Below are 25,503 nucleotides of genomic sequence, written 5' to 3'. Positions count from 1 at the left end.
TCGCGGAACCGACGTCAGCCGGACGCCTGCACGACAGCAACGGCGCCATCTTCCTGTTTGACCATGATCTTTTCCGAAAACCGGTTCCCACTTTTCGGGATCATGGTCAGCCAATCAGCACACGCGGCTCGAAGCGACCATTGACTGGAATGTCGAGCATAAATGTCATGCCGGCTTGCGGGTCGAGCAGGCGCTGCTTCTCGCTCTTGCCCGACCAGGCGGAGGTGACCGCCAGCCGGTCGGCATTCCTGCCGACGAAAGCCGGACAGGAAGGCTGCGTCGCCGGCATCGCCACCGAACGGACGAGCTTGCCGTCGGGTCCATAGGCTTCGACGACGCTGCCGCCCCAGCAGGCGTTCCACAATATGCCGTCACGGTCGAGCACCGAACCATCGATATAGCCCTTGGCCGAACGGTGGTCGACGAAGACCTTCGGTTCGCCAACCGGCAGGCCGGTCGCCGGATCGCAGCCGACGCGCATCAACAGCCCGGTGCTGGTGTCGGTGTAATAGGCGATCGTCCCATCCTCGGAAAAGCAGATCGAATTGGGCACCGTGACGTCGGCATAGAGCCGGCGCAGCTCGCCCTTGAAGAACCAGTAGATCGAACCGGCGGCCTTCTCCTCGCCCTTGCCCATGGTGCCGACCCAGAGGGCGCCGCAAGGGTGAACGCGTGAATCGTTCGAGCGGGTGACCGTATTGTCGGCCTCGATCGGCGTGTGCAGCGTCAGCTTGCCGGTCGCGACGTCGCGGACATGCAGACCGGTCTCGGTGGCGATCAGCTGGCGTTGGTCGTCGATGATGCAGATGGCGCTGGCCATCTGACCGAGCTCGTGGATTTTGACGGCACCGCCCGACAGGCGCTGTTCGAGGAGCTGGCCGTTGACGATGTCGAACCAGTAGAGCGTGTCGGTGGCAGGGTCATAGCTTGGTCCCTCCCCGAGTTGGCAGACATGGTCGGAAAAAACCGAAACAATGGTCTCGCTCATCATGCCACTCCAAACGCCGCGTCCCAGGCCTGAACTGCGGCTTTCGCTCGCGCTGCCACTTCGTCGACGCTCATGCCCGGCTTGAACAGGCTCGAGCCAAGACCGAAGACGCTGACGCCGGCTGCCTTGTAGCCGGCAAAATCCTTATCCGAAACGCCGCCGACCGCGCCGACCAGCACACTGGCCGGCAGCACCGCGCGCATCGCCGAAATGCCCGCCGCGCCAAGCACGCTCGCCGGGAAGAATTTCAGTGCCGAGGCGCCGAGCCGGATTGCTTGAAATGCCTCGGTCGGCGTGAACACGCCGGGCATCGTCACCATGCCGTAGTGCATGGCACGGCCCATGACCTCGGCATCGATATTGGGGCTGACCAGCAGCCGCCCGCCGGCCTTGTGCAGGCCGTCGACATCGGCGGCGCTGAGCACCGTGCCGGCACCGACCAAGGCTGTTGGAGGAAGCGCTCCGACAATGCTGGCGATGGAGGCGTAAGGATCGGGCGAGTTGAGCGGCACCTCGATCGCTTCGATACCGGCGCCGAAGATCGCCTGGCCGATCGCCACCGCCTCGCTTGGCTTGAGGCCACGCAGGATGGCGACCAGACCCCGCTCGAGCTTTGGAAAAGGTGCGGTCTCTGTCATGCGGCAACTCCATTTCCGGCGATCATGCCATTTTCGCGCGCGGCTTCGGCAAGACCGGCACGCACCGCCTCGTCGGCGTCGACCACCCTGACCGCGAGCCCGGCAAGGCCGAGCGCGTCGGCATAGAGCGTGCCAAGTGCGCCCGACGCGATCAGCACGACGGGCACGGCACTCGCCCCATAACGGCGATTTGCCGAAGCGATCTCGCCGCCGATCAGCAGGCCGGACAGGCACGCGGCGGCATCCTCGGGCTTCAGATCCTGCAGCAGGCTGGCGGCGCGGATCGAGAACAGTCTTGAACCGATGTCACCGCCTTCGGCCAACGCCTTCAGGCACCACTCCCGGAAAAATGGATTTTCGGCGGCAACCGGCTTCGGCGGCTCGCCCAGCGAATGGCGCAGGATCGAGTGCGCGGCCAGCACCGAAAACAGCTCGCCGGTCGGCCAGGTGCCGAAACCGGCAACGGCACCGTCCTCGACCAGCACCCATTTCGAATGCGTGCCAGGCATGCAGACGACATGGCGTCCCTTTGCCGGCAAACCGGCGCCGGCAAGCTGCGTCTCCTCGCCGCGCATGACATCCGGGGCGTCGGCCAGACGCTGGGCAAGGCCGGGCACGATGCGGATGTCGCGGCGCTGGCCGGGGATGCGGGCAGCGCCGGCGAGAATAGCGCCGATCGGCGCCGGCACGCTGACATAGGGCGCCTCCAGCCAGCCCTGGCGCGAACCGGCCATGCCGCAAATGATGACCGGCAGCGCCTCGGCTGCGCCCAGTGCAGCCAGATGCCCTTCAAGAATGGACGAAAATCCTTTAGCCTGGGCGGTGATCAGCCCGTCATCGCCGCGCCGCTCGGCGAGAACCTTGCCGGCGCCGTCGAGCAGCCAGACCCTCATACGGGTGGTGCCCCAGTCGACGGCCGCGACGGAAGCTGCCTTGCTCGATGAGATCACAGGAACCCCCCATCGACGATCAGCATCTGCGCGGTCAGCATGCGTGAGGCATCCGACGCCAGGAACAGCACGGTGCCGACAATGTCTTCCGGCTGCATCACCTCTTTGATGCACTGTTTGGCGACATGAGCGGCGAGCGCTTCTTCGGTGACCCAGAGCTTTCTCTGCCGCTCGGTGATCACCCAGCCGGGCGCGATCGCGTTGACACGGATGCCGTCGACGCCGAGCTTGCCGGCAAGACCCTTGGTGAGACCGACGATGCCGGCCTTGGCGGCGGTGTAGGCCGGCATATCGGGATGGTTGATGAGAAACGACGTCGAGGTGAAGTTGATGATCGAGCCGCCGCCGGCCCGCTTCATGCCCGGCGCCACCGCCTGTGCGCTGAAGAAATGCGGGCGCAGGTTGATGGCATGGTTGTTGTCCCAGAACTCCACCGTGACGTCTTCGACGGCATGACGGTCATCCTGAGCGGCATTGTTGACCAGCACGGTCACGTTGCCATGCGCCTCGGCGGCTTTGGCGATTGATACCCGCAATGCCTCGATGTCGCGTATGTCGGTCTTGAGATAGAACGGCCGCCGGCCGAGCTCCTTGTCTAACCGATCGGCCAGCGCCAGGCTCGGACGGTCGGCGATATCGATGAAGGCGACCTTTGCCCCCTGGCGGACAAAACCTTCGGTCAAGGCAGCACCAATGCCGGAGCCGCCGCCGGTGATCAGCACCGAAGCGCCTTCGAGGTCGGCAAAGCGTGCCGATGGCATCATGAAATTCTCTCCCGGTCCAATGATCGCGGTCGGCCGGCGCGCATCCTATCCAGCCATGTCGGGCGGGCAAGGGCGAAAGAGTGGATTGTCAGGACTTATGTCCGACAAAAGGCCGCACGGGCCGCCGATCGATCAGTTGCCCAGCCGGACGCGGTACAATTCGACGGCGGCTCCGCTGGTCCCGGCAACCGGCTCAAGCCATTCCGGCACGCTGCCGCGCATCAGCCCGGCAAGAAAGCCTGCCGGCGCCTTGGCTGCGAGGAGCTTGCTTTCGGCGCTGCCGGGGCACAGCGCGACGAGGCCGACGTGATGATCCGCCACGACCGTCCTGGCATCGGCATCAGACCCAAGGAAGGCATCGAGCGCCAGCAGGTTGCCGGCGACATTGCGATGATAAGGCCCAGCGAAGACGCGATGTCCGGAATAGGCCAGGATAGGCGATCCGAGATTGGAAATTGCCAGTACGGTGGTGCCGGGCAGGCGGCCGAGTGCCGCAAAGGAGGCCATGCGCTGGCAAGCGACATCGGTGCCGTCGCCATTATCCGCCGTGGTGTTGCTGTCGTCGAAGGCTACCGAGGTCGCCGCGGCAGCCCCAGTCCAGACCGCATTCACCGAAACCAGCCAGACGGCAGCCATGCGCAGCGCCACCCCGCGCGACGCGCTGGCCTCGGCCCGTTGACGCCATTTGGCAATCCAGGCGGCAAGCGGGATGACGGCGAAGGCGATCGAGAATGTCGAACCGCGTACCTGCCAGGCGCTGACGATGAAGGCCACGACAAGCAGCGCGCCGACAAGGCTGTCCTGCCGCCGCCAGCCACCGCGGCCAAGGCGAAGCGCCATCAGCACGAGCGCAATGAGCGGCGTGGCATAGCGCGCCACCACCCCGGCCGGATCTTCAGCGAGCAGCTTGAACAGCGATTGCGCCTCGTCGATGTGATCAAGCCATAGCTCCTTGAGGCGCGGATCGAGGTTGGCGTAGGGCGCTGCCAGGCATTGTGGGAACAACAAGACGACGACAGCGCCCAATAGCAGGGCAAGCAGGCCAAGTGAGGCGATGCGCCGTTGGCGCGTGCGGCCGGCCGGCTCGATCGACGCTATCGCCGCAAGGCCGGTTCCGGCAATCGCCGCGACGACGAACTGCACGGTCGAAAAGGCGTCGCATTGCGCCTGACCCCAGGCAGACGGCGCAATGGTGGCGACAAAGACGAGAGCGGACACGCCGGCAAAGCCGAGGCCGAAATCCCTGGCGATCAGCCTCTCGCCATTGGCGCCGAGGGCGAACAGCATGGCGACAGAGGCGCCGATGGTGGCCACATAAGGGGCGGTCTCCATACCGACCGCCAGCATCAATCCGGCGCACAGGCCGGAGAGCAATGCCGCCGGCCTGCGCATTGGCGCTTCAAGCAATAGGCTCAGGCTGGCCATGCTCAGCATCAGCTGGATATTGTGGTGATCGAGCGCGCCAGGCGAAAAAATGCCAATGAAATACAGTGCGGCAGCGCCGACCACGACAGCGGGCAGCACGGCGCTGTCACCGGCAAAGCTGCGTGCGGCGCGGGCGGTGAAAAACACGGTCAGGCAGAAGAGCAGCGTCGGCCACAGCACTTGCGCAACATTCTCGGCAAAGGCCGCGCTGCCGGTCAGGGCCGATACGGCGATGATGATGGCGGCGATCGGCGCATCGACCAGCCGCGACCAATGCATGACGAAACCGCCTTCCAGGCCCATCCTGTACTGGTGCAGATCGAACCAGCCCTGGCTGGCCAGCATGTCGCGAACTTCGACAAGGCGCAGCAGATTGTCGTTGTCGCCGCCGGCATTGGTCAATTCCGGGAAGCCGGCAAGGGCATTGACGGCAAGTGCCGGCAACGTGGCAAGCAGCGCCAGCGCGATATCGGACCTCCAAATGGAGGCGCCATCGTCGGCTGTGCTCATATCAGGACCTTTGGAAGGAATACGGTGCGGTTTAAACCTAGCCTTAACAGCTTCAATAAATAGTAAAGCCGCCCGAGCGAGGCCGGCGCTTGAGCGGTCAGGGGCCTCACAGGGCATCCGGAGACGAAAAATGCCACAAGAAGTGCGCCATGAGCCGAGCATCGCCGTGCTCCTGCCTTGCTACAATGAGGAGCTGACGATCGGCGAAGTGGTGCGGCGCTTTCGCGAAACGCTGCCTGCCGCCGCGATCTATGTCTACGACAACAATTCGCGCGATCTGACGGCGCTCCGAGCCCGCGCCGCCGGCGCCATCGTGGTGCGCGAGCCGCGCCAGGGCAAAGGCAATGTCGTGCGCCGCATGTTCGCCGACATCGAGGCCGACATCTACCTGATGGCCGACGGCGACGGCACCTATGCGCCGGAGGACGCGCCGCAACTGATCAACACGCTGCTGACCGAGCGCTCCGACATGGTGGTGGGCACCAGGCGCGGCGTCGCCAACGACGCCGGCAGGACAGGCCACGCCTTCGGCAACCGCATCTTCAACAGCCTCTACAAACGTTTGTTCGGCTCGGACTTTACCGATATCTTCTCGGGTTACCGCGCCTTCACCAGGCGCTTCGTCAAGAGTTTTCCCGCCGTTTCCGGCGGTTTCGAGATCGAGACCGAAATGTCGGTGCACGCCTCGCAGCTCAAATTGCCGGTCAGCGAGATCGGACTCGACTATGGCCGCCGGCCGGAAGGCTCCTCGTCGAAGCTGTCGACCTTTCGCGACGGCGCGAAGATCCTGTGGATGTTCGCCATGCTGATGAAGGAGACGCAGCCGCTGCGTTTCTTCGGCGCTTTTTCGGTGTTCTTCCTGGCATCAAGCCTGTTTCTGATGGCGCCGGTGCTGATCGAGTTCGCCGAAACCGGGCTTGTGCCGCGCATGCCGACCTGGGTTCTGTCGGTCGGCCTGCTGCTGCTGTCGATGCTGGCGGCGGTGACCGGGGTGATCCTCGATTCGGTGTCGCGCGGCCGCGCCGAGCAGAAGCGCATCTTCTATCTGTCGATGCCTTCCGGTCGCGTCGAACGTGAACGTGCAAGCGCGCTCGCGACTTTGAAGGCCGGACCGCGCAAGACCCCGCGCGCGGCCTAGAGCCTAGATGGGACGCCTCGCCCGCTTCATTGTCGCCGGCGGCATCGGCTTCGTCGCCGACGCGGGTGCGCTTTGGCTGGTGCTGGCGGCAACGCCGCTTGGCCCCTTGGCAGCCCGCATCATTTCGATCGGTTTTGCGCTGTCCGCCACCTGGCTGATCAACCGCCACCTGACCTTCTCGCCTTCCAGCCGGGGCATCGCGCATGAGGGCGCCCGCTACGGCGGCGTCGGCATTGCCACCAGCGTCGTCAATTATCTCGTCTATTGCGTCATGTTGTTCGCACTGCCGATGGTGTCGCCGCTCATAGCCCTTGCGGTCGCCTCGCTGGTCGCCATGGCGCTGTCCTTCCTCGGCTATTCCAAGCTGGTGTTCGACCGCTGAAGGCACATCGCGTTGGGATCTGCGCCAAGCGAAGCGCAGCCTCATCATGACCTTGGCCGATTGGCAGAGGCCGCCGATTTCCTTATATCGCTGTCGTCGATGCATCGGCCCGAAAAATCGGAATCGATTTTCGGAAAGCACGATGCATGGATTCAAGAAATGTTGGAGCGTACTTTGTGCGTCCAAGTGGATCGCTCCAAGTGCGCCGGAGAGCTGCCATGCCCCTGAAAGTCGCCGTCCAGATGGACCACATCTCCACCGTGTCGGTAGCCGGCGACACGTCGTTTGCACTGTCGCTGGAGGCGCAGCGGCGCGGCCACCAATTGTTCCACTACACGCCCGACCGGCTGTCGCTGCGCGACGGCAAGGTGTTTGCCAGTATCGAGGCGATGCAGGTCCGCGACGAGAAGGGCAATCATTATTCGCTGGGCGAAGAAGTCCGCACCGATCTTTCGGAGATGGACGTCATCCTTTTGCGGCAGGATCCGCCCTTCGACATGAACTACATCACCACCACGCATATTCTCGAGCGCATCCATCCGAAGACGCTGGTGGTCAACGACCCGGCCTGGGTGCGCAACAGCCCGGAAAAGATCTTCGTCACCGAATTTCCCGACCTGATGCCGGACACGCTGATCACCAAGGACCCTCTCGAGGTCGCAGCCTTCCGCAAGGAGTTCGGCGATATCATCGTCAAACCGCTCTACGGCAATGGCGGCGCCGGCATCTTCCACCTGCACGAGGCCGACCGCAACCTCGCCTCGCTGCTCGAAATGTTCGACCAGTTGTTCCGCGAACCCTACATCGTGCAGCGCTACCTCAAGGAGGTGCGGGCTGGCGACAAGCGCATCATCCTGGTTGACGGCGAGCCTGTCGGCGCCATCAACCGGGTACCGGCCGAGCATGATTCCCGCTCCAACATGCATGTCGGCGGCCGCGCCGAAAAGACCGAGCTGACGGCGCGCGAACGCGAGATCTGTGCCCGCATCGGCCCCGCGCTGAAGGAGCGCGGCTTCATCCTTGTCGGCATCGACGTCATCGGCGACTACATGACCGAGATCAACGTGACCTCACCGACCGGCATACGCGAAGTGCAGCGCTTCGGCGGCGCCGACATCGCCAGCCTATTTTGGGATGCCGTCGAGGAGAAGCGCAACTAGCGTACATTGCTTCTGGAAGCGGCCGCGTTCCGGACCATTGCAGCCGTGGCGCTCAGCTGTTCCCCAAATGTTCTTGCCTTCGCCGGAAATCTGTGGTTGTCTCCGGTGACGCCGTTCGCGGCATGATCGCAAAGGCTTGGGGCAAAAGCCTGCATCCGGGGTGAAGACATGGTGGCGCGGGTTCGCACGGTTGCTTTCCAGGGCATCGAGGCCGTGCCGGTCGACGTGCAGGTGATGATCGCGCCGGGCAAGGTCAACATGCACATCGTCGGGCTGGCCGACAAGGCTGTAGCCGAAAGCCGCGAGCGGGTGCAGGCAGCGCTGCATGCATCCGGCCTGTCGATGCCGTCGAAGAAGGTCACCGTCAATCTGGCACCCGCTGACCTGCCCAAGGAAGGCAGCCACTACGATCTGCCGATCGCCCTCGGGCTGATGGCGGCGCTCGGCGCCATTCCGGGCGACATGCTGGCCGGCTATGTCGTGCTTGGCGAATTGTCGCTCGACGGAACCATCGCCGCGGTGGCTGGCGCGCTGCCGGCGGCAATCGGTGCCAACGCCGAAGGCAAGGGCTTGATCTGCCCGTTCGCCTGCGGGCCGGAAGCGGCCTGGGCCGGCAAGGACTTCGACATATTGGCGCCGCGCAGCCTGATCGCCATCGCCAATCATTTTCGCGGCACGCAGGTTCTGTCACGGCCGGAAGCCGGCATCCATGCCGCGGCGCGCGACCTGCCCGACCTTGCCGACATCAAGGGCCAGGAGACCGCCAAGCGGGCGCTGGAGGTGGCGGCCGCCGGCGGCCACAATCTTTTGATGGTCGGACCGCCGGGGTCGGGAAAGTCGATGCTGGCGCAGCGGCTGCCGTCGATCCTACCGCCGCTGGCGCCCAGGGAATTGCTCGAAGTCTCGATGATCGCCTCGGTGGCCGGCGAACTCGGCGAAGGAAAACTCACCGACCGGCGGCCGTTCCGCGCGCCGCATCATTCGGCCTCGATGGCGGCGATGGTCGGCGGCGGGTTGCGCGTACGGCCGGGCGAGGCTTCGCTCGCCCATCACGGCGTGCTGTTCCTCGACGAGTTTCCCGAATTCTCGCCGCAGGCGCTCGATGCGCTGCGCCAGCCGCTCGAGACCGGCGACTGCATGATCGCGCGCGCCAATCATCGCGTTACTTATCCGGCACGTATCCAGCTGGTCGCGGCGATGAACCCGTGCCGCTGCGGCATGGCCGGCGAGCCCGGCTATCGCTGCCTGCGCGGCGACCGCTGCCGCACCGACTACCAGGCGCGCATTTCCGGCCCGCTGCTCGACCGTATCGATCTCAGGATCGAGGTGCCGGCGGTCTCGGCCAGCGATCTGATCCGGCCGGACCGGGCGGAGAAAAGTGCCGCCGTCGCACTACGTGTTGCCCGCGCCCGTACGATCCAGCGCGAGCGCTTCGAGCGGCTCGGCGCGACCGCCACCACCAACGCCCATTGCTCGCCGTCAGTCATCGAGGAGATCGCCATGCCCGATGCCGCCGGCCTGTCGCTGCTGAGGGATGCCAGCGAAAAGCTCGGCTTTTCCGCGCGCGCCTATCACCGCGTCTTGAAGGTGGCGCGGACCCTGGCCGATCTCGAGGCCAGCGAGACGGTCGGCCGCATTCATCTGGCCGAAGCGATTTCGTACCGCATGAGCTCGGAGCGGATGGCGCAGGCGGCGTAGCGTTTTCCCTCCCCCTCGAGGGGAAGGTGGCCGCGAAGCGGCCGGGTGGGGTCGCCGGTGAGACGCTCGGCCTGTCGCATTTCGAAACCGACCGAGGTGCGGAGCGTTGCGATGCTCCTCCTAAGGCGCACCGTCAGAATTGGGTTGGCGCACTGCATTGGCGACCCCACCCGGCCCTTCGGGCCACCCCCCCTCAAGGGGGAGGGAGACGCCGGCGCTTACCCTTGGCCGGCGTGCATCGTGCTTTCGGTTCAGCCGTTATCCCGCGCCTTCAGCTCCAGCCGCCGCGCGTGCAGCACTGGCTCGGTGTAGCCGTTGGCCTGGACGCGGCCCTTGAAGACCAGATCACACGCGGCGAGGAAGGCGATGGACTTGTCGAAATCCGGCGCCATCGGCCGGTAGAGCGGATCGCCTTCGTTCTGGCGGTCGACGATCGCCGCCATGCGTTTCATCGTCTCCATGACCTGCTCGGGCGTGCAGACGCCGTGATGCAGCCAGTTGGCGATGTGCTGCGAGGAGATGCGCAGCGTGGCGCGGTCCTCCATCAGGCCGACGTCGTTTATGTCCGGCACTTTCGAACAGCCGACGCCCTGGTCGATCCAGCGCACGACATAGCCCAGAATGCCTTGCGCGTTGTTGTCGAGTTCCTTCTGGATGTCCGCCTGAGACCAGTTCGGCCGCACCGCGACCGGCACCGACAGGATGTCGTCGAGTTTTGCCTTGGGCCGGCTCTTCAGTGCCGCCTGCACGGCATGGACGTCGACCTTGTGGTAGTGCGTGGCGTGCAGGGTTGCCGCCGTCGGCGACGGCACCCAGGCGGTGTTGGCGCCGGCCTTGGGATGGGCGATCTTCTCGGCCAGCATCGCCGCCATCAGGTCGGGCATCGCCCACATGCCCTTGCCGATCTGGGCGTGGCCGGCCAACCCACATTCCAGCCCGATGTCGACGTTCCAGGCTTCGTAGGCGGCAATCCAGGCGGCCTGCTTCATGTCGCCCTTGCGGATCATCGGGCCGGCTTCCATCGAGGTGTGGATCTCGTCGCCGGTGCGATCGAGGAAGCCGGTGTTGATGAAGACGACGCGTTCTTTCGCGGCGCGGATCGCCTCCTTGAGGTTGACGGTGGTGCGCCGCTCCTCGTCCATGATGCCCATCTTGATGGTGTTTTTGGGCACGCCGAGCAGCGCCTCGACGCGGTCGAAAATCTCGACGGCGAAGGCGACTTCGTCGGGCCCGTGCATCTTGGGCTTTACGATGTACATCGAGCCGGCGCGAGAATTGGCGCGGCGCCCGTTCACGCCGATGTCATGCAGCGCGATCAGCGCCGTCAGCGCCGCATCCATAATGCCTTCCGGCACCTCGTTGGCGTCGCGGTCTGATATCGCCGGATTGGTCATGAGGTGGCCGACATTCCTGACCAGCATCAGCGAGCGGCCGGGCAAGGTCAGCGTGCCGCCATCGGGCGCGGTATAGGTGCGGTCGGGGTTGAGCCTCCGAACAAAGCTCTTGCCGGCCTTGGTGATCTCCTCCGCCAAGTCGCCCTTCATCAGGCCGAGCCAGTTGCGGTAGACCAGCACCTTATCCTCGGCATCGACGGCCGCCACCGAATCCTCGCAGTCCTGGATCGTGGTCAGCGCCGATTCCAGCACGACATCGGCAATGCCGGCCGGATCGGTGCGGCCGATCTGGTTGTTGTGGTCGACAACGATTTCGATGTGCAGGCCGTTCTTGGTGAGCAGCACGGCTTCGGGGTCGGCGGCATCGCCGCGATAGCCGGCAAACTGTCTGAGGTCGGCAAGCGTGGTGGCGCCGGCACCCTCGCCGAGCCGCAACATGCCGTTGGCGACCGAAAGCCCGTTGACGCCGGCCCATTTGCCTGTCGTGAGCGGCACCGCCTCGTCGAAGAAGCTTTTCACCCAGGCGACGACCTTGGCGCCGCGCGCCGGATTGAATTTGTTGCCTCGCTCGGCGCCGGCCGTCTCCGGGATAGCGTCGGTTCCGTAGAGCGCATCGTACAGCGAACCCCAGCGCGCATTGGCGGCATTCAGTGCATAACGCGCGTTCATCACCGGCACCACCAACTGCGGCCCGGCAACCAAAGCGATTTCCGGGTCGACATTTTCGGTGGTCATGCTGAACGCCGGCCCCTCGGGCAGGAGATAGCCGATCTCGCGGAGGAACGTCTTGTAGGCCTCCATGTCGACGGGCGCGCCATTGTCGCGATACCAGCGGTCGAGCTTGTCCTGCATGGCATCGCGCTTTTCGAGCAGCGCCCGGTTTTTTGGCGAGAGATCATGGACGATGGCCGAAAAACCGTTCCAGAATGCCTCCGCCTCGATGCCGGTGCCCGGCATCGCTTCGTTCACGACAAAATCATGAAGCTCGCGGGCAATCCGCAATCCGGCGATCTCGACGCGATCAGTCATCAGGGCTTCTCCAGACGAAAGGCTAGGCCGGGCCTTTGGCATGTCACGGTGGCAGGGTCAATTCAGCTCAGGGTGAAGGTAGGGCGTTTTCGCTGCCGATCTCCCCCCTTGAGGGGGAGATGGCCGGCAGGCCAGAGGGGGTCGCCTCGCGTGGAGTGCAACTCTTCTTTGCACCAAATCGGGTCGCGCTTCATGCGCGGCGACCCCCTCGGTCGCCTTCGGCGACATCTCCCCCTCGAGGGGGGAGATTACGCGCTCACACCGCAATCCTTGGCCTTCCCGACGCCACCGCCACGACATGCGCCTCGATGAACATGCGCTGGCCCTCTACTGTGGAGACGCGGAACTCGCTGGCGATTTCGATCTCGGCACTGTCGGTGCCGGCGTCCTTAGCCCGCCCGGCGGCAATCGCCCGCACATCTTTCTCCGCCGCGGCGATTGCCGCCGCCTCGTCGTTGAAATCGCGCACGCTTTCACCTGAGGCAACGCGGAACAGCCCTTCCTTGGGCTGGCTGACCCGCGCCTCGGCCGATACCCGGACCTGGCCGACGACGGCGCCGAGCGCGTTGGCGACATCGGTATCCTGCGGCACCACGCATCGATTGCCGACCAGCTCGGCCAGGCCGGCATAGTGCAGCGGCGCCGAGGCGCCGAGGCCGATGACCGGACGGTCGAGCGCGACGCTGAGGCGGGCGATGCCGGGATGCGCGTCGACGGCGCGCTGGACCAGGGCATGGGCGACGGTCGCCGCGCCATCCAGCCCGTCCTCGGCAAAGGCGGTCTCGAGGATGACTTCCGCCGACAGGCGGGTCAGCGCGGTCAGCACCCGTTCCGAGATCGCCTCCGGCGAGGCGGCGATGAACTGGCCGCGGCCGTCGCGCCTGCGCGCGAACAGCTCGGCACCCAGACGCGCCGCGGCCGCATCCCAATTGGCCTGCCTGCCCAGCACATGCGCGGCGTCCGACGGCGTGAAGCCGGCGACATGCACCAGCCCGCGCGACACCAGCCGGTTCAAGGTGGCGTTCTGGGCGTTCGAGGTCAGCAATCTGTCGAGAGCCTGCGGCACGGCACCAATCAGCTCGTAAAGCTTGGCTTCGGCGCCGGTCAGTCCGGCCGCCAGCCGCTCCGGCACGCCGGTGCGCACCGCCAGGCGGCCATCCATGCGGCCGGGATTGGGCGCGCGCAGCTGGCGCTCGAGCTCCGCCGTGACGGCCTCGCCATGCATCAAGCCGGCCAGCGCCAGCGGCACCAGGCGGCGCGGGCCGAGCAGGATCTTCGGGCTGAGCGCGCCATCCTCCAGCGCCACTTCGGAATCGCCGCCGAGGCCAAAGGTGCGCATGGCGACGGCCTCGACCATGGTGCGGAAACCGCCGACGGTGGCGCCTTCCGGATCAAGCCGCGGCCGGCCCTTGTCGAGCACGGCGACGTCGGTGGTGGTGCCGCCGATATCGGAGACCACGGCATCGTCGAGGCCGGTCATGTGGCGGGCACCGACGAGGCTGGCGGCGGGGCCGGACAGGATGGTCTCGATCGGCCGCTGGCGGGCAAAGGCGGCCGAGACCAGAGCGCCGTCGCCGCGCACCACCATCAGCGGGGCGGCGATGTTGCGCGCGGCCAAAAAGCCTTCGGTTGCCGCGACCAGCCGGTCGATCATCGAGATCAGCCTGGCGTTGAGCAATGTCGTCAGCGCCCGGCGCGGGCCGCCGAGCTTGGCCGACAGTTCGTGGCTGGCGGTGACCGGCAGGCCGGTCCTGTCGCGGATCAGGTTCCGCGCGCTTAGCTCATGCGCCGGGTTGCGGGTGGCGAAATAGGCGCAGACGGCAAAGCCGGACACCGAATTTTCCAGTTCCGGCAAAGCTGCCTCCAGCCCGGACAGATCGAGCTTTGCCGCATTGCCATGGACATCGTGGCCGCCGGGGCAGAACACCACCGGGTCGGTGCCAAGCGCCGCCTTCAGCCCGTCGCGGGCAAGGTCGCCCTCGGCAAAGCCGATCATCACCAGCGCCACGCGGCCGCCCTGGCCCTCGACCAGCGCATTGGTGGCTAGCGTCGTCGACATCGACACCAGTTTGATCGCTGCCGGGTCGGTGCCGGCCATTTCGAGCACCGCATCGACCGCGCCGGAGATGCCGACCGCCAGATCGTGCCGTGTCGTCAGCGCCTTGGCCTTGGCCAGCACTTTTCCGCCGGGGCCGCCGGCTTCCGACCACAGCACCGCGTCGGTATAGGTGCCGCCGGTGTCGATGCCGAGGAACAGGGGTGGCGATTTGATGTTGGCGGTCATTGGCGGGTCCGGAGAATTGCTGCCCCGCCCCTTAGCCGATACGGGCCGGGCGATAAAGGCACGAGCGCTGGGCCAAGGCAGCGTAATCTCCCCCCTCGAGGGGGAGATGGCCGGCAGGCCAGAGGGGGTCGTCTCGCGTGGAGCCCCGGCATTCTCTGGCCGCGATGGCATTGGCGTCAGGACGTACCGACCCCCCTCTGTCGCCTTCGGCGACATCTCCCCCTCAAGGGGGGAGATCGCTAGGCTACCCCACAAACCCCACGCGCTTATGCGAGCCATCGCAAAACGGCTTGTTGGCGGAGTGGCCGCAGCGGCAGAGGAAGGCGCGTTGCGTACGGTCGACCGTGTGGCCGGTGCCGGTGACGATTTCGACATTGCCTTCGAGCTTGAGCGGGCCGTTGGTCGTCGGTGTGACGGTCAGCGGGCCATTCCGCACCTCCAGCGCCGGCGTGTCCTTCAGCGCCGGCTCGCCGGTGGCGGTGAAGCCCGATTTGGTGTGGCTACCATCGCAGAACGGCTTGTTTTCCGAGGCGCCGCAGCGGCAGAGCGTGGCGCGGTAAAACGTTTCGCCGCCCAAGACGATCTCGGCATGGACCGCCAGCGGACCGTTTTCCCTTATGCGCACAATGTTGACCGCCGGCGGCCTTTCCTGCGGCCCGCCATCCTTGCGGACATAGGTGATGGCGCCGGACGGGCAGGCTTCGGCGAGCGCCACGATCTTCTCGACGCTGGCCGCCTCCGGGTGGATCCACTGGCCGGGCGCGTTGGGCACGAAGACATGCGGATCGCCCAGCACGCAGTTGCGCGAATGGATGCAACGTTTTCCCGAAAAGCCGATGTCGATCTTCTCGCCTTCGACCACTGCCATGGGTGGGTCTCCTGTCGGACTACGCTATGGCGACAGTCAGGACGACGTCAAGGCAGCATTCTCCCCCTCGTGAGGGCCGACCTCGGGCGCGGCGGTAAGGGAATTCCCATTTTTTGCTCGCAGCACCACATTTTGTTCTTGCTTTGTGCCGGCAGCTATGCTACTAATTTGCGTATGGTGCCAATTGGCTCCAACGACCCGCCTGCCGAGGCGGGTTTTTTGTTTCAGCTTTGAATTCCGGCGTTGCCGGCCGACGTTGGCGGGACGCCCCTGCCCGCTTTGCGCTGGCTTCTCCCCCACAAGGATGGAGCAATCGCCTATGAAGTCCCCCGGCCGCGGAGCCTGCCCTCGGGCTTGCGGAGGCAAGACTCGTGGGCGGCCACCTTCTTCCCGCCGGGGAGAAGAGCCTGGCGCAGCGCAGGCGACCTCCTCTCCCCTCGGGGAGAGGTCGGATCGCCCCGAATTGCCCTTCGCAATTCGGTTGGCAATCCGGGTGAGGGGGCACTTGCCTATACGCGATTGCCCCAACAAGAGGGAGACGGGCAACTCACGGAACCAGATCGATTTCCTCGGTCTCGCCGCCACTGCAGGTGTAGCAGCAATCGTCGCACTTTTCCGTATTGCCGGGGCCGACGCCCCAATAGGTATTCTCGTCGCCATCGACCCAGGCGCCGTAGCAGATCGATTCGCCGTCACTGCAGGACAGCGGGATCGCCTTGGTCTCGCCGTCGTTGAGATAGTAATCCTGATTGTTGCCCGGCCAGACATGATCGCGGTCCTGGCTGTAGAGCTCGACGCGCATGGCGTTGGGATGGCTGTTCTTGATCTCGAAAGTGACATCGCCGGCATGCGCGACGGGCGCAAACAGTGCGGCAAGGCAAAGCGCCGCGACGGCGCGGCGCGCGAAAGCATAGGACAACATTGCAATTTCCCCCGGAATGAAGCGGCCTGCCCGACCGCGAGGGGGAACATGGCATGGCGGCGGGATGGGTGGAAGGGGGTGCGCCATTTGCACATCGCGAAAGCGCAGCGTTGCCAAGGAAGACCCCTCTCCGGTTTGCTTCGCAAACCACCTCTCCCCACTTCGTGGGGCAAGGAAATGCCAATCGCCGAAGCCTCACAAGACCTGGGTTCCTCGCCCCCACAAAGTGGGGGAGAGGCCGGAGCGGGGGCGGTTCGACCGGGCTCAACGGCCAGGCTTCAGCAGCGTCCAGATCCAGCCGATGAATGTGAGCACCAGGAAGGGATATCCGGCAGCGGGCAGCGGCTCCGAGGTCGGCAGCAGAGGCGTACCCCACAGGATCAGGCCCGCCGACGCAACAAACAGCAAGGCGGCCACGACAGCGGTAAGCCGCATCCACAGCGCGAAGGTTTTCGGCGCACTGACCATGACCAGCGCCGCCGCCCAAAGCGAGATACCGCCGACATAGGAGGGTACGCTGGCCTCAAGCCCGGCCGCATTGCCGGCCAGCAGCAGGCTCTCGCCGGCGAGAAAGGTCAGAAATCCGGCCGCCACCCAGTCATTGCCCTGGCGCTGATATTTCATCGTCAGCAGCGCGGTCGCCACCACGAGCGCCACGCCGTCGATCGTCCAGAGCGTTTCGCGGAGCGGGGCGCTCGCCACGAAGGTGCCGGCGAGGCCGAAGGCGCCACCGATGGCGAGGCCGATTGCAGCGACGATGTCCAAAGTGGAACGCATTTGATATCTCCTCACGCCGCGAAGAGGATACGTCAGCGTGGGGCGTCCTCAAAGCGCACGTCGAGGGGAACGCCAGGAGGACGGGGACGAGACAGCCGAGGCCAGTCAGCTCACGATTGGCTTTATCTAGCGGATTCTCCCTAGTGCTTCGTGCAGGGTTCTTAGCCGGCGCGATATAGTCTCCGACCGAGACCGCCTCTCGCCCCTCTGAAATGCCCTATGTCCAGCGACGAGTTCGAGCAGCCTTGCTTTTGGGATCGCCGGAGCGAGAAACCATGAAGATAAAGCGGCCCCAGAACTAAGGCCAAGTGCCAGCAGGCCGGCGCGGATCAACTTGTCAGGTTCAGACGTTGGCAAAGTGACGAAACCGATCAGGACGCCGATGGCCATACTAAAAACAGAGCCGATCACGAAAAACTTGCCTGTGGATACCCGTCGAAAAAACGACGCTACGTCGTCAAGAACGGCCTCTATAGTATCCTTGTCCTCACTGGATGGCCTTCGTACATTTCTGCCGAGAAATTCGGAGATTCTCCGCATAGACAAAAGGAGGTTTATGGTTGCAATCTCTAGCAATAGAACCACTCTAACCGGCACATCCTTGAACCAAGTAAAATCTTCGCCACAAACCGCTGAAAAGTACGCAGCCGAGTTCGGCTCTTTCAAAATAAAACGAGCAATTACCGTGTCGTTCTTTTCATTCTCAATAAGAAGCAATCTTGTTGTGCTCGACTTCTTCGTAGCCGCAAAAGCCGACTCAGCAATGATATATTCATAGTATTGCTTGTGCGGAAGCATCAAGTTGCTTACTCCGCCTGCAGGATCGCTGACGAATAGCCCAGCGCTCGCTACCTCGTTGGCAATCATCTCCGATAACTCCTGCGGACTATGATCCGCATACTTAGCCTCAAGGCGCCGAATTGCTTCTACAGTATCGACACTTGAGCCTGAAGTCTGAAAGATATTGAATACTTTCTTGTAGCTATCGAACACCACCTTATCCAAACGGGCCCGCGTTATCGTGTTCCTTGTATCGCGAGCGACCATGTCCCAGACAAGCAGCCTTGTGAAAGTTTCTCGCAATTCCCGCCGCAGCATCAGATACGTTGCTCCTATTGGTGCACCCGTCGTGCGTTGATAATTTTCGATTTCCGTCTCTTTTCGTTGATAGGCGGCGTCAAGATAGCGCTGAATGAGAACCGCGTCCGTTAACTGCTGTCCTTGTTTTTGCAGGTGTTCGATTTCGGGCCAGATTGTTGCCACCACAGGTAGCATTGATGGCCTAGAAACAATGTCGCGAAAGTTTCTATATTGATTTGCTGCGGCTATGACGGACGTCGCTAGCTCAATGTCAAATCCAGAAAGAGCTTTCATCACTTCGCCCGGCGTAAGGCGGTCTATTTCCCAGAGATCTGTATAGGCATTACCTGCAGCTCCTTTCGAGCCATCGACTCGAAGCGTTCTATTCTTCTCAGCTTCATCTATGAAGAAATTTGGCCTCCCGGTAAAAACGAGTTTTGTACCCGGATAAGCTAGTCGCCAAAGCGCATTGAAGTGCTCATGCCGATCAAAGGCCCGCCCTGCATTCCGGAGTTCGTCAAACCCTTCAAAAATTAAGACAGCCTCCCCAGCCTGGATCAGATTGTAGATCCGACGGGCGTCCAGCCCAAACCGAATTGCCCACGGCGCCAAAAAAGATGCAGGGTCCGTTTCTGCCGGGCTCTGACTTCTCAGTTCCATTAGCAACGGAACCGGCCCCGAAGATGCTTTCCTCTTGAGGTAGGCGCGTGCCCACTCCACACACAAGGCCAACATTGCCGTGCTCTTTCCTTGTCCGTACTCACCGACAATTGCCAAATGCCTGCGCGAGTTCTCTCGAATCCACGCTTCATACACCGCGGCAAGATCGTACCGCTGATGTGAATGTCTGTCGCGCAATACGTGAGTACCCACGTAGGTGTCCGAGAGCGTTGACTGCGTCCCGCCTAAGGTTTCGTGGTCAAAGCGGTGAATTAATTCCCTAGCATACGAATCAAAATTCAATCCCTTTCGTAGTAACGAGGACCGTCCCCAGACCTCTATTTTCCTCCCTTTTACAAACACATTTTTATGAAGGTCGTTCTTTGTATCGAAAATGGCAAAAATGCGAACCGCACCTAGTTCGTATTTTTCATAGCCAACTGCATCAAGCCTACTTACTATTTCGGCGCGATTAAATTCACCGCTGAATACTAATACTATTACATTCTGCTTATCGTTATTTGCGGCTAGATACATGAACCCCAGCCAGGCAGAAATCCTACCCCGCCATCCGCCGCTTTCAATGATGATCTCCGAAAATGCACCGCACAGAAGACTCCTTGCCAAATCGTTCCATTTTGGTGGAGCTGGCGCCTCGGCGATTCGTTGTTTCCAATTAATTGCGGCATCGCTCGCTATTAGATCAGGCTGCCCCTTTGCAATTCGGGCGGCTTCTGCCAAAGCCAGAGAAAAAAGATTATTGTCCCGATTTTGTTTCGCTAGTTCGCTGACCGTAATAGTCGGCTTTGCGTCCCAATTGACCATCGCTCTGTCTCCAAAGCGCCAGATAGCCATCATCGCAACGAATGCTAAGCCTGAACCAAGAAGGCCATAGATTGAGGGGGGGTCCTGGCGGGAGATCTCTTACAATCTCACGACCCGCTAGATCGTTAATTACTGACAGAGCAAGTGAGGCAATTTCAAAGAAAAAGGAACCAGACAAGAAATTAAGCAAAGTCGCAAGACACGTAATAATCGAAAAGACCACAAAAAAGGCAAAGCGCGCCTTAGACGCGGTCATTCTATATCTCAGGTATGCTATGTAAATAACTGAGCAAAGAAAAGAAATCCCTAAGAATAGCGACAAAGCGTTGTCAAACAACTTTGCTATCATTTGAAAGCCCCCAAGCCGTTACCTTATTGTTGTTTCCGGCAAATAGCAAGAGTGGAGGATTGGCGGTCGTATACACAACGATCCGCAAAATATTCTCAACTGCGGATATTTGGCGGACGCAGACTGAACAACTACCCAAAGAGTCCTGCTGGCAGCCCTGATGGCGCTTGCGCCCCATCTCCACCCTGCCGCTTCAGCGTCGCGCTGGCGGGGGGCCCGCTGCCTCCGGCAGCTCCCCCGCTTTCGAAGCCTGCCATCGATTCACTGGATCGATGGCTTGGCGCTGTGCGCGCCAACCGGCTTCTCAATCCCCCATCTTCAAGGCCTGGATAAACGCCTCCTGCGGGATGTCCACCTTGCCGAACTGGCGCATCCGCTTCTTGCCCTCTTTCTGCTTGTCGAGCAGCTTGCGCTTGCGTGATACGTCGCCGCCGTAGCATTTGGCGGTGACGTCCTTGCGCAGCGCCGAGATGGTCTCGCGGGCGATGACCTTGCCGCCGATCGCCGCCTGGATCGGGATCTTGAACAGATGATGCGGGATCAACTCCTTCAGCTTCTCGCACATCTGGCGGCCGCGCTTTTCCGCCGCCGTGCGGTGGACCAGCATCGATAGCGCGTCGACCGGCTCCTCATTGACCAGGATCGACATTTTGACCAGGTCGCCCTCGCGATAGTCGGTCAGGTGATAGTCGAAGGAGGCGTAGCCCTTGGAGATCGACTTCAGCCGGTCGTAGAAGTCGAAGACGACTTCGTTGAGCGGCAGGTCGTAGATCAGCATGGCGCGCTTGCCGACATAGGACAGGTCGGCCTGGATGCCGCGCCGGTCCTGGCAGAGTTTCAGGATGCCGCCGAGATAGTCGTCCGGGGTGAGGATGGTGGCGCGGATCCACGGCTCATCGATGGCCGAAATCTTGACCACGTCGGGCATGTCGGCCGGGTTGTGCAGTTCCTTGACCGTGCCGTCGTTCAACAGCAGGCGGTAGACGACGCTAGGCGCGGTGGCGATGAGATCGAGATTGAATTCGCGCTCCAGCCGCTCCTGGATGATTTCGAGATGCAGCAGGCCAAGGAAGCCGCAGCGATAGCCGAAGCCAAGGGCGGCACTGGTTTCCATTTCAAAGGAGAAGGAGGCGTCGTTGAGGCGCAGCTTGCCGACGGCGGCGCGCAGATCCTCGAAATCGGCGGCGTCGACCGGGAACAGGCCGCAGAACACCACCGGCTGCGCCGGCTTGAAGCCGGGCAGGGCCTGTGCCGTCGGGCGCTTGTCCTCGGTGATGGTGTCACCGACGCGAGTGTCGGCGACTTCCTTGATCGAGCCGGTGAAGAAGCCGAACTCGCCGGGGCCGAGCTCGTCGACATTGATGCGGGCGGGCGTAAAGACGCCGGTGCGCTCGACCAGGTACCTGGCGCCAGTGCCCATCATGCGGATGGTCTGGCCCTTCTTCAGCACGCCGTCGATGATGCGGACCAGCACGATGACGCCGAGATAGGCGTCGTACCAGCTGTCGACCAGCATCGCCTTCAGCGGGGCCGTGATGTCGCCCTCGCGCGGCGGCGGCAGATCGTTGACGATCGCTTCCAGCACGTCGGGAATGCCTAGCCCGGTCTTGGCCGAGATCAGTACGGCGTTGGAGGCGTCGATGCCGATCACCTCCTCGACCTGTTCGCGGATGCGCTCGGGCTCGGCGGCGGGCAGGTCGACCTTGTTCAGCACCACGACGATCTCGTGGTTGTTGTCGATCGCCTGGTAGACATTGGCCAGCGTCTGCGCCTCGACGCCTTGCGAGGCGTCGACGACCAGCAGCGAACCTTCGCAGGCAGCGAGCGAGCGCGACACTTCATAGGCGAAGTCGACATGGCCGGGCGTGTCGATCAGGTTGAGGATATAATCCTGGCCATTGTTGGCGTGGTACTTCAGCCGCACCGTCTGCGCCTTGATGGTGATGCCGCGCTCGCGCTCGATGTCCATCGAGTCCAGCACCTGCTCCTTCATGTCGCGCAGCTCCAGCCCGCCGGTCGACTGGATCAGCCGGTCGGCAAGCGTGGATTTGCCATGGTCGATATGGGCAACGATGGAGAAGTTGCGGATGTTTTTGATCGGCGTGGTCATGCGGCGCGCTTTAGCAGGGGCACGCTACATCGGCAAGCGGCGGGGCGCGGGTGCGGCGGCGGGGCGGTAAAGTCGTTAAACTTTGATCCATGAGATTAGAGCATAGTTCGCGCCCGGCGTGGTAGCCCACCGGCCGTCGCCGTTTCGGGGGGATCGGAATGCCGTTGTCAGCACGCAAATTTCTCAAATCGGTGAGCGGCTCGTTCGCGCCATTGCTCGCCATCTTGCTTATCCCGATGGTTGCCGCATTGGGTTTTTCCATCGACTATACCTCTGCGGTTTCAACCAGGGCATCGATGCAGAACGCCCTCGATGCAGCGTCGCTGTCGATCACGACGCTTGCGACGGACACCTCACTGGCGGACCGCCAGGTAAAACTGCAGGAGGCATACCTGGCCAATGGCGGGCAAGGCACGGCCAAGCTCGACAGCTTCGTCGTCGCCACCGACGGCGCCGCCAGCATCAAGGCTTCGGCCGGCTTTGCCATGCCGACGAATTTCATGCAGATCGCCAGGATCAACACGGTGCAGGTCGGCGTTGCGTCGGCAGTGACAAAGCGGCCGGCATTGGTGCAAGCCACGTTCAAGGTGACCAAGATCTCGGGCTGGTGGGGCAAGACAATGACGCTCTACGGCACCAAATTCGGGGACACGGTGGCCAACAAGCTGATGAAGATCACCTACACATACAACGGTTATGGCGATCCGAAAGGCTATGGCACGGCGACCGTCTCCACGATCAACGGAGCGACGATCACTATGGTCCAGCAGCAGGTGTGTACGACCACGACGGTGCTCAGCTTCTACGGCTTGCCTAGCACCACGATCGTCCAGACCGACTCATACGGCAGGAAATACGCGACCACCTGTGTCAACACAATGTATCCCGCGACCGGTGCCGGCGCGGTGATCGACGTCAGCCAGATGGACCAGCTATATCTGCAGATGGATGTCCCGTCAGGCAATCCAACGGTGCTCAAATCGAACGATCCGGCAACATCGAACCGCCTCTACGCGAACGGCGTCGAGATCGCCAGTGGCCAAACGGTCGATATCTTTACGCTGGTGCCGTGCGGCCAGACCAGCACACAAGCGTGGGAAGACGGGGGATCGTCGGTGCCGACATCTCCGACCATCACCGATTCCAACGCCGACTTTTTCTACACAGTAACCGGCAAGTGCGCCTTCAATCAGCGGGCATCGGAAACGCTGTTGACACAATAGGCCGCCGCAGCTGAGTGCGAGGGCATGTCGCCCGCTTAGGCTGCCCGTCCATCACACCGCCGCCCGGTCACACCGGGTGGCGTGTTGGTTGCGAGCGACCGTCTTCCCTTCGCTCCCTGTGGGAGAGCTGCGAACGATCACGAAGCGGTGATGCTGTAACGAACCGTGTGTCGGCGGCGAAGTGTGGACATGGAACCGCACAGGAGAACGGCGATGACCGGATCGGAACGAAGCACAGCCCTGATGGGGCTCGCCGCGGCACTGTTTTCCGCGACTGTGCTGTCGGCAACCAGCGCGGCCGCCGGCCAGACGCTGACCGTCGTAGAGCTGTTCACCAGCCAGGGCTGCTCGTCCTGTCCGCCGGCCAACGCCAATCTGATCAAGGTCAAGGACCGGCCCGGCGTGCTGGCGCTGTCCTTCAACGTCACCTACTGGGACTATCTCGGCTGGAAGGACACATTCGGCAAAGAAGAATTCACGCAGCGCCAGGTCCGCTATGAACCGTCGCTCGGCCGTTCCGGCCCGTTCACGCCGCAAGTGGTGGTCAACGGCAGGGCCGATGCCGTCGGCGCCAGGCCGGGCGAGATCGAGCAGCTGATTTCGAGCGGCGGCCGCGGTGACGGACCTTCGCTGTCGCTCGCCGGCGGAAAGGTCAGCATCGGCGCCGGTCCGGTGCCCGGCGGCAAGGCCGACGTCTGGCTGGTGCGTTACGGCAAGGGCGTCGTCGAGGTGCCGGTGGCGCGCGGCGAAAACACCGGCCGCACGCTGCCGCACGCCAATGTCGTGCATTCTCTGACCAGGCTGGGCAGTTGGACCGGCGACGCCACCGCGCTGCCACTGCCGGCGGCGACGGGCGGCCTCAGCACAGCGGTGCTGGTGCAGGTGCCGGGCGGCGGGCCGATCCTTGCTGCCGCTACGAACTAGAAACCCTGCCGAAATTTTCATAACGCGCAGCGGCGCCGCCGCATGCCGTCAACCCCTGCCAAACCCAAGGAGATCATCATGACCAATCGTTTGACCAATCGCCCGACCCTGGCGGCACTCGCCTTCGCACTTTGCTCGACGGCGCTGTTCGCAGGAGGCGCGGCGCGGGCCGAAGATGCGATGAAGCCGGCGATGGCGACAAACGCCATGAAGCCGGCAACGGGCGCCATGAAGCCGGCAACGGACGCAATGAAGCCGGCCGGCGCCATGGCGGCTGACGCGATGGCCCCGACTGCGATGAAGCCGGGCGATCCGATGAAGGCCGACTGCATGAACAAGGCCGCCGCCGAGACGGACGCCATGAAGAAAGCCGAAGCGACCAAGGCCTGCGATGCCATGGCTCCGGCCAAATAGGCGATGCGCACAGCAATGTGAGAGCCCGGCGGACCTATCCGTCGTATAATCCACCAGCATCATGGGAGATCAGACATGACCGGAGCCGTGAAACGATCGTCGATTTTCGCAAAAGCAGCACTTGCCGCGCTCATCCTCACGGCCGCCGCGGCCGTATTCTGGCAGACGCCGGCAGTTTCGGCCGAAGACGCGGTGGTGATCCCGCCGCCGGCAATGGACGAGAAGGCCACCGCCGGCACCGAAAAGGCGGTCTTTGCCGGCGGCTGCTTCTGGGGCGTGCAAGGCGTGTTCCAGCACGTCAAGGGCGTCACCAGCGCCGTTTCCGGCTATGCCGGCGGCGACAAGGACACGGCCGTCTATGAAATGGTCGGCACCAGCCGGACGGGCCATGCCGAATCCGTCGAGATCACCTACGAGCCGTCCAAGGTGACCTACGGCCAGCTGCTGCAGGTGTATTTCTCGGTGGCGCACAACCCGACGCAACTGAACTACCAGGGCCCGGACAGCGGCACCCAGTACCGTTCGACGATCTTTGCCGAAAACGACGCACAGAAAAAGATCGCCGAAGGCTACATCGCCCAGCTCGACAAGGCCAAGGTGTTTCCCAAGCCGATCGTGACGACGCTGGAGACCGGCAAGGCCTTCTATCCGGCCGAGGACTATCACCAGGACTTTCTGACGCTCAACCCGACCTATCCCTATATCGTCTACAACGATTTGCCCAAGGTCGAGAACCTGAAGCGGCTGTTCCCCAATCTTTACAGCGAAAAGCCGGTGCTGGTGCTGGCCGCCAACAAGAGCTGAGCTTTTGCGGGGGGCCTGCTGATCTCCCCCTTGAGGGGGAGATGGCCGGCAGGCCAGAGGGGGCCGGTTCGGTTGGCGCGACGCGGTCCGGCATATCGAGGGAAGACGAAGTTGGCACTCCGCCCGCGGCGGGGGGCGGGGGGGGGGGGGGGGGGGGAGCGGTCGGAAGGGGGGCGGAGGGGGAGCG

Annotated in this window: 20 protein-coding genes; 8 read left to right on the top strand and 12 right to left on the bottom strand. The window is 63.2% G+C overall.

Going from position 1 to position 25,503, the window contains the following annotated elements; all coding sequences use genetic code 11:
• Positions 1–106: 106 nt before the first annotated feature.
• The 5 genes from NKI67_RS29745 to NKI67_RS29725 form a co-directional block, all read right to left on the bottom strand.
• Positions 107–988, bottom strand: a complete 882-nt coding sequence (locus NKI67_RS29745) for an SMP-30/gluconolactonase/LRE family protein (protein ID WP_023679859.1) — start codon at positions 986–988, stop codon at positions 107–109.
• The gene (locus NKI67_RS29740; RefSeq protein WP_023679860.1) at positions 988–1,626 is read right to left on the bottom strand and encodes a 2-dehydro-3-deoxy-6-phosphogalactonate aldolase; all 639 of its coding nucleotides are present in this window, start codon (positions 1,624–1,626) and stop codon (positions 988–990) included. Before NKI67_RS29740 ends, NKI67_RS29745 begins: the two co-directional genes overlap by 1 nt.
• Complete coding sequence (locus NKI67_RS29735) at positions 1,623–2,573, bottom strand: 2-dehydro-3-deoxygalactonokinase (protein WP_031212749.1); 951 nt, start codon at positions 2,571–2,573, stop codon at positions 1,623–1,625. The genes NKI67_RS29740 and NKI67_RS29735 overlap by 4 nt, the downstream gene beginning before the upstream one ends.
• Positions 2,573–3,340, bottom strand: a complete 768-nt coding sequence (locus NKI67_RS29730) for an SDR family NAD(P)-dependent oxidoreductase (RefSeq protein WP_023679862.1) — start codon at positions 3,338–3,340, stop codon at positions 2,573–2,575. The genes NKI67_RS29735 and NKI67_RS29730 overlap by 1 nt, the downstream gene beginning before the upstream one ends.
• A 132-nt stretch (positions 3,341–3,472) precedes the next feature.
• Positions 3,473–5,275: a hypothetical protein gene (locus tag NKI67_RS29725; protein WP_023679863.1), complete on the bottom strand. Its 1,803-nt coding sequence runs from the start codon at positions 5,273–5,275 to the stop codon at positions 3,473–3,475.
• A gap of 130 nt (positions 5,276–5,405) precedes the next feature.
• On the opposite strand from NKI67_RS29725, the gene NKI67_RS29720 reads away from it, so the two are divergent.
• The 4 genes from NKI67_RS29720 (at position 5,406) to NKI67_RS29705 (ending at position 9,653) form a co-directional block, all read left to right on the top strand.
• Positions 5,406–6,413, top strand: a complete 1,008-nt coding sequence (locus NKI67_RS29720; protein WP_031212751.1) for a glycosyltransferase — start codon at positions 5,406–5,408, stop codon at positions 6,411–6,413.
• A gap of 7 nt (positions 6,414–6,420) precedes the next feature.
• Entirely contained in the window at positions 6,421–6,795 is a 375-nt protein-coding gene (locus NKI67_RS29715) for a GtrA family protein (RefSeq protein WP_023679865.1), read from the top strand.
• Positions 6,796–7,013: 218 nt separating this feature from the next.
• On the top strand, positions 7,014–7,955 hold the full coding sequence (gene gshB / locus NKI67_RS29710; RefSeq protein WP_352648354.1) for a glutathione synthase: 942 nt from the start codon (positions 7,014–7,016) through the stop codon (positions 7,953–7,955).
• A gap of 168 nt (positions 7,956–8,123) precedes the next feature.
• The gene (locus NKI67_RS29705) at positions 8,124–9,653 is read left to right on the top strand and encodes a YifB family Mg chelatase-like AAA ATPase (protein ID WP_023679867.1); all 1,530 of its coding nucleotides are present in this window, start codon (positions 8,124–8,126) and stop codon (positions 9,651–9,653) included.
• A gap of 251 nt (positions 9,654–9,904) precedes the next feature.
• Here the strand turns inward: NKI67_RS29705 and NKI67_RS29700 are convergent, their stop codons facing one another.
• The 7 genes from NKI67_RS29700 to lepA form a co-directional block, all read right to left on the bottom strand.
• Positions 9,905–12,076 carry a malate synthase G gene (locus tag NKI67_RS29700; protein ID WP_023679868.1) on the bottom strand — a complete coding sequence of 724 codons (2,172 nt, stop codon included), beginning with the start codon at positions 12,074–12,076 and terminating at the stop codon, positions 9,905–9,907.
• Between the two features lie 256 nt (positions 12,077–12,332).
• A complete protein-coding gene (locus tag NKI67_RS29695) occupies positions 12,333–14,360 on the bottom strand; it encodes a hydantoinase/oxoprolinase N-terminal domain-containing protein (RefSeq protein WP_352648352.1) in 2,028 nt (675 codons plus the stop codon).
• Between the two features lie 244 nt (positions 14,361–14,604).
• A complete protein-coding gene (locus NKI67_RS29690) occupies positions 14,605–15,228 on the bottom strand; it encodes a CDGSH iron-sulfur domain-containing protein (protein WP_023679032.1) in 624 nt (207 codons plus the stop codon).
• A 547-nt stretch (positions 15,229–15,775) separates the two neighbouring features.
• Entirely contained in the window at positions 15,776–16,147 is a 372-nt protein-coding gene (locus tag NKI67_RS29685) for a hypothetical protein (protein ID WP_023679031.1), read from the bottom strand.
• A 267-nt stretch (positions 16,148–16,414) separates the two neighbouring features.
• The gene (locus tag NKI67_RS29680; RefSeq protein ID WP_023679030.1) at positions 16,415–16,927 is read right to left on the bottom strand and encodes a hypothetical protein; all 513 of its coding nucleotides are present in this window, start codon (positions 16,925–16,927) and stop codon (positions 16,415–16,417) included.
• Positions 16,928–17,053: 126 nt separating this feature from the next.
• Positions 17,054–19,492 (bottom strand): NACHT domain-containing protein, encoded by a 2,439-nt coding sequence (locus NKI67_RS29675; protein ID WP_352648350.1) that lies wholly within the window; start codon positions 19,490–19,492, stop codon positions 17,054–17,056.
• A gap of 653 nt (positions 19,493–20,145) precedes the next feature.
• Positions 20,146–21,951 (bottom strand): translation elongation factor 4, encoded by a 1,806-nt coding sequence (gene lepA, locus NKI67_RS29670; protein ID WP_352648348.1) that lies wholly within the window; start codon positions 21,949–21,951, stop codon positions 20,146–20,148.
• A 158-nt stretch (positions 21,952–22,109) separates the two neighbouring features.
• Between lepA and NKI67_RS29665 the strand changes: the two genes are divergently transcribed.
• From NKI67_RS29665 to msrA, 4 genes are all read left to right on the top strand, one after another.
• Positions 22,110–23,174, top strand: coding sequence for a TadE/TadG family type IV pilus assembly protein (locus NKI67_RS29665; protein ID WP_023679028.1), 1,065 nt, complete (start codon positions 22,110–22,112; stop codon positions 23,172–23,174).
• Between the two features lie 213 nt (positions 23,175–23,387).
• Positions 23,388–24,098: a DUF1223 domain-containing protein gene (locus NKI67_RS29660; protein WP_023679027.1), complete on the top strand. Its 711-nt coding sequence runs from the start codon at positions 23,388–23,390 to the stop codon at positions 24,096–24,098.
• Positions 24,099–24,176: 78 nt separating this feature from the next.
• Entirely contained in the window at positions 24,177–24,512 is a 336-nt protein-coding gene (locus NKI67_RS29655; protein WP_023679026.1) for a hypothetical protein, read from the top strand.
• A gap of 75 nt (positions 24,513–24,587) precedes the next feature.
• A complete protein-coding gene (gene msrA / locus NKI67_RS29650) occupies positions 24,588–25,316 on the top strand; it encodes a peptide-methionine (S)-S-oxide reductase MsrA (RefSeq protein ID WP_023679025.1) in 729 nt (242 codons plus the stop codon).
• Positions 25,317–25,503: the final 187 nt, after the last annotated feature.

It is taken from the genome of Mesorhizobium sp. M0408, from assembly GCF_040321495.1.
GTDB lineage: Bacteria > Pseudomonadota > Alphaproteobacteria > Rhizobiales > Rhizobiaceae > Mesorhizobium.
Note: the sequence above shows the minus strand (reverse complement) of the source record. Positions and strands in the feature narration are given on the sequence as shown.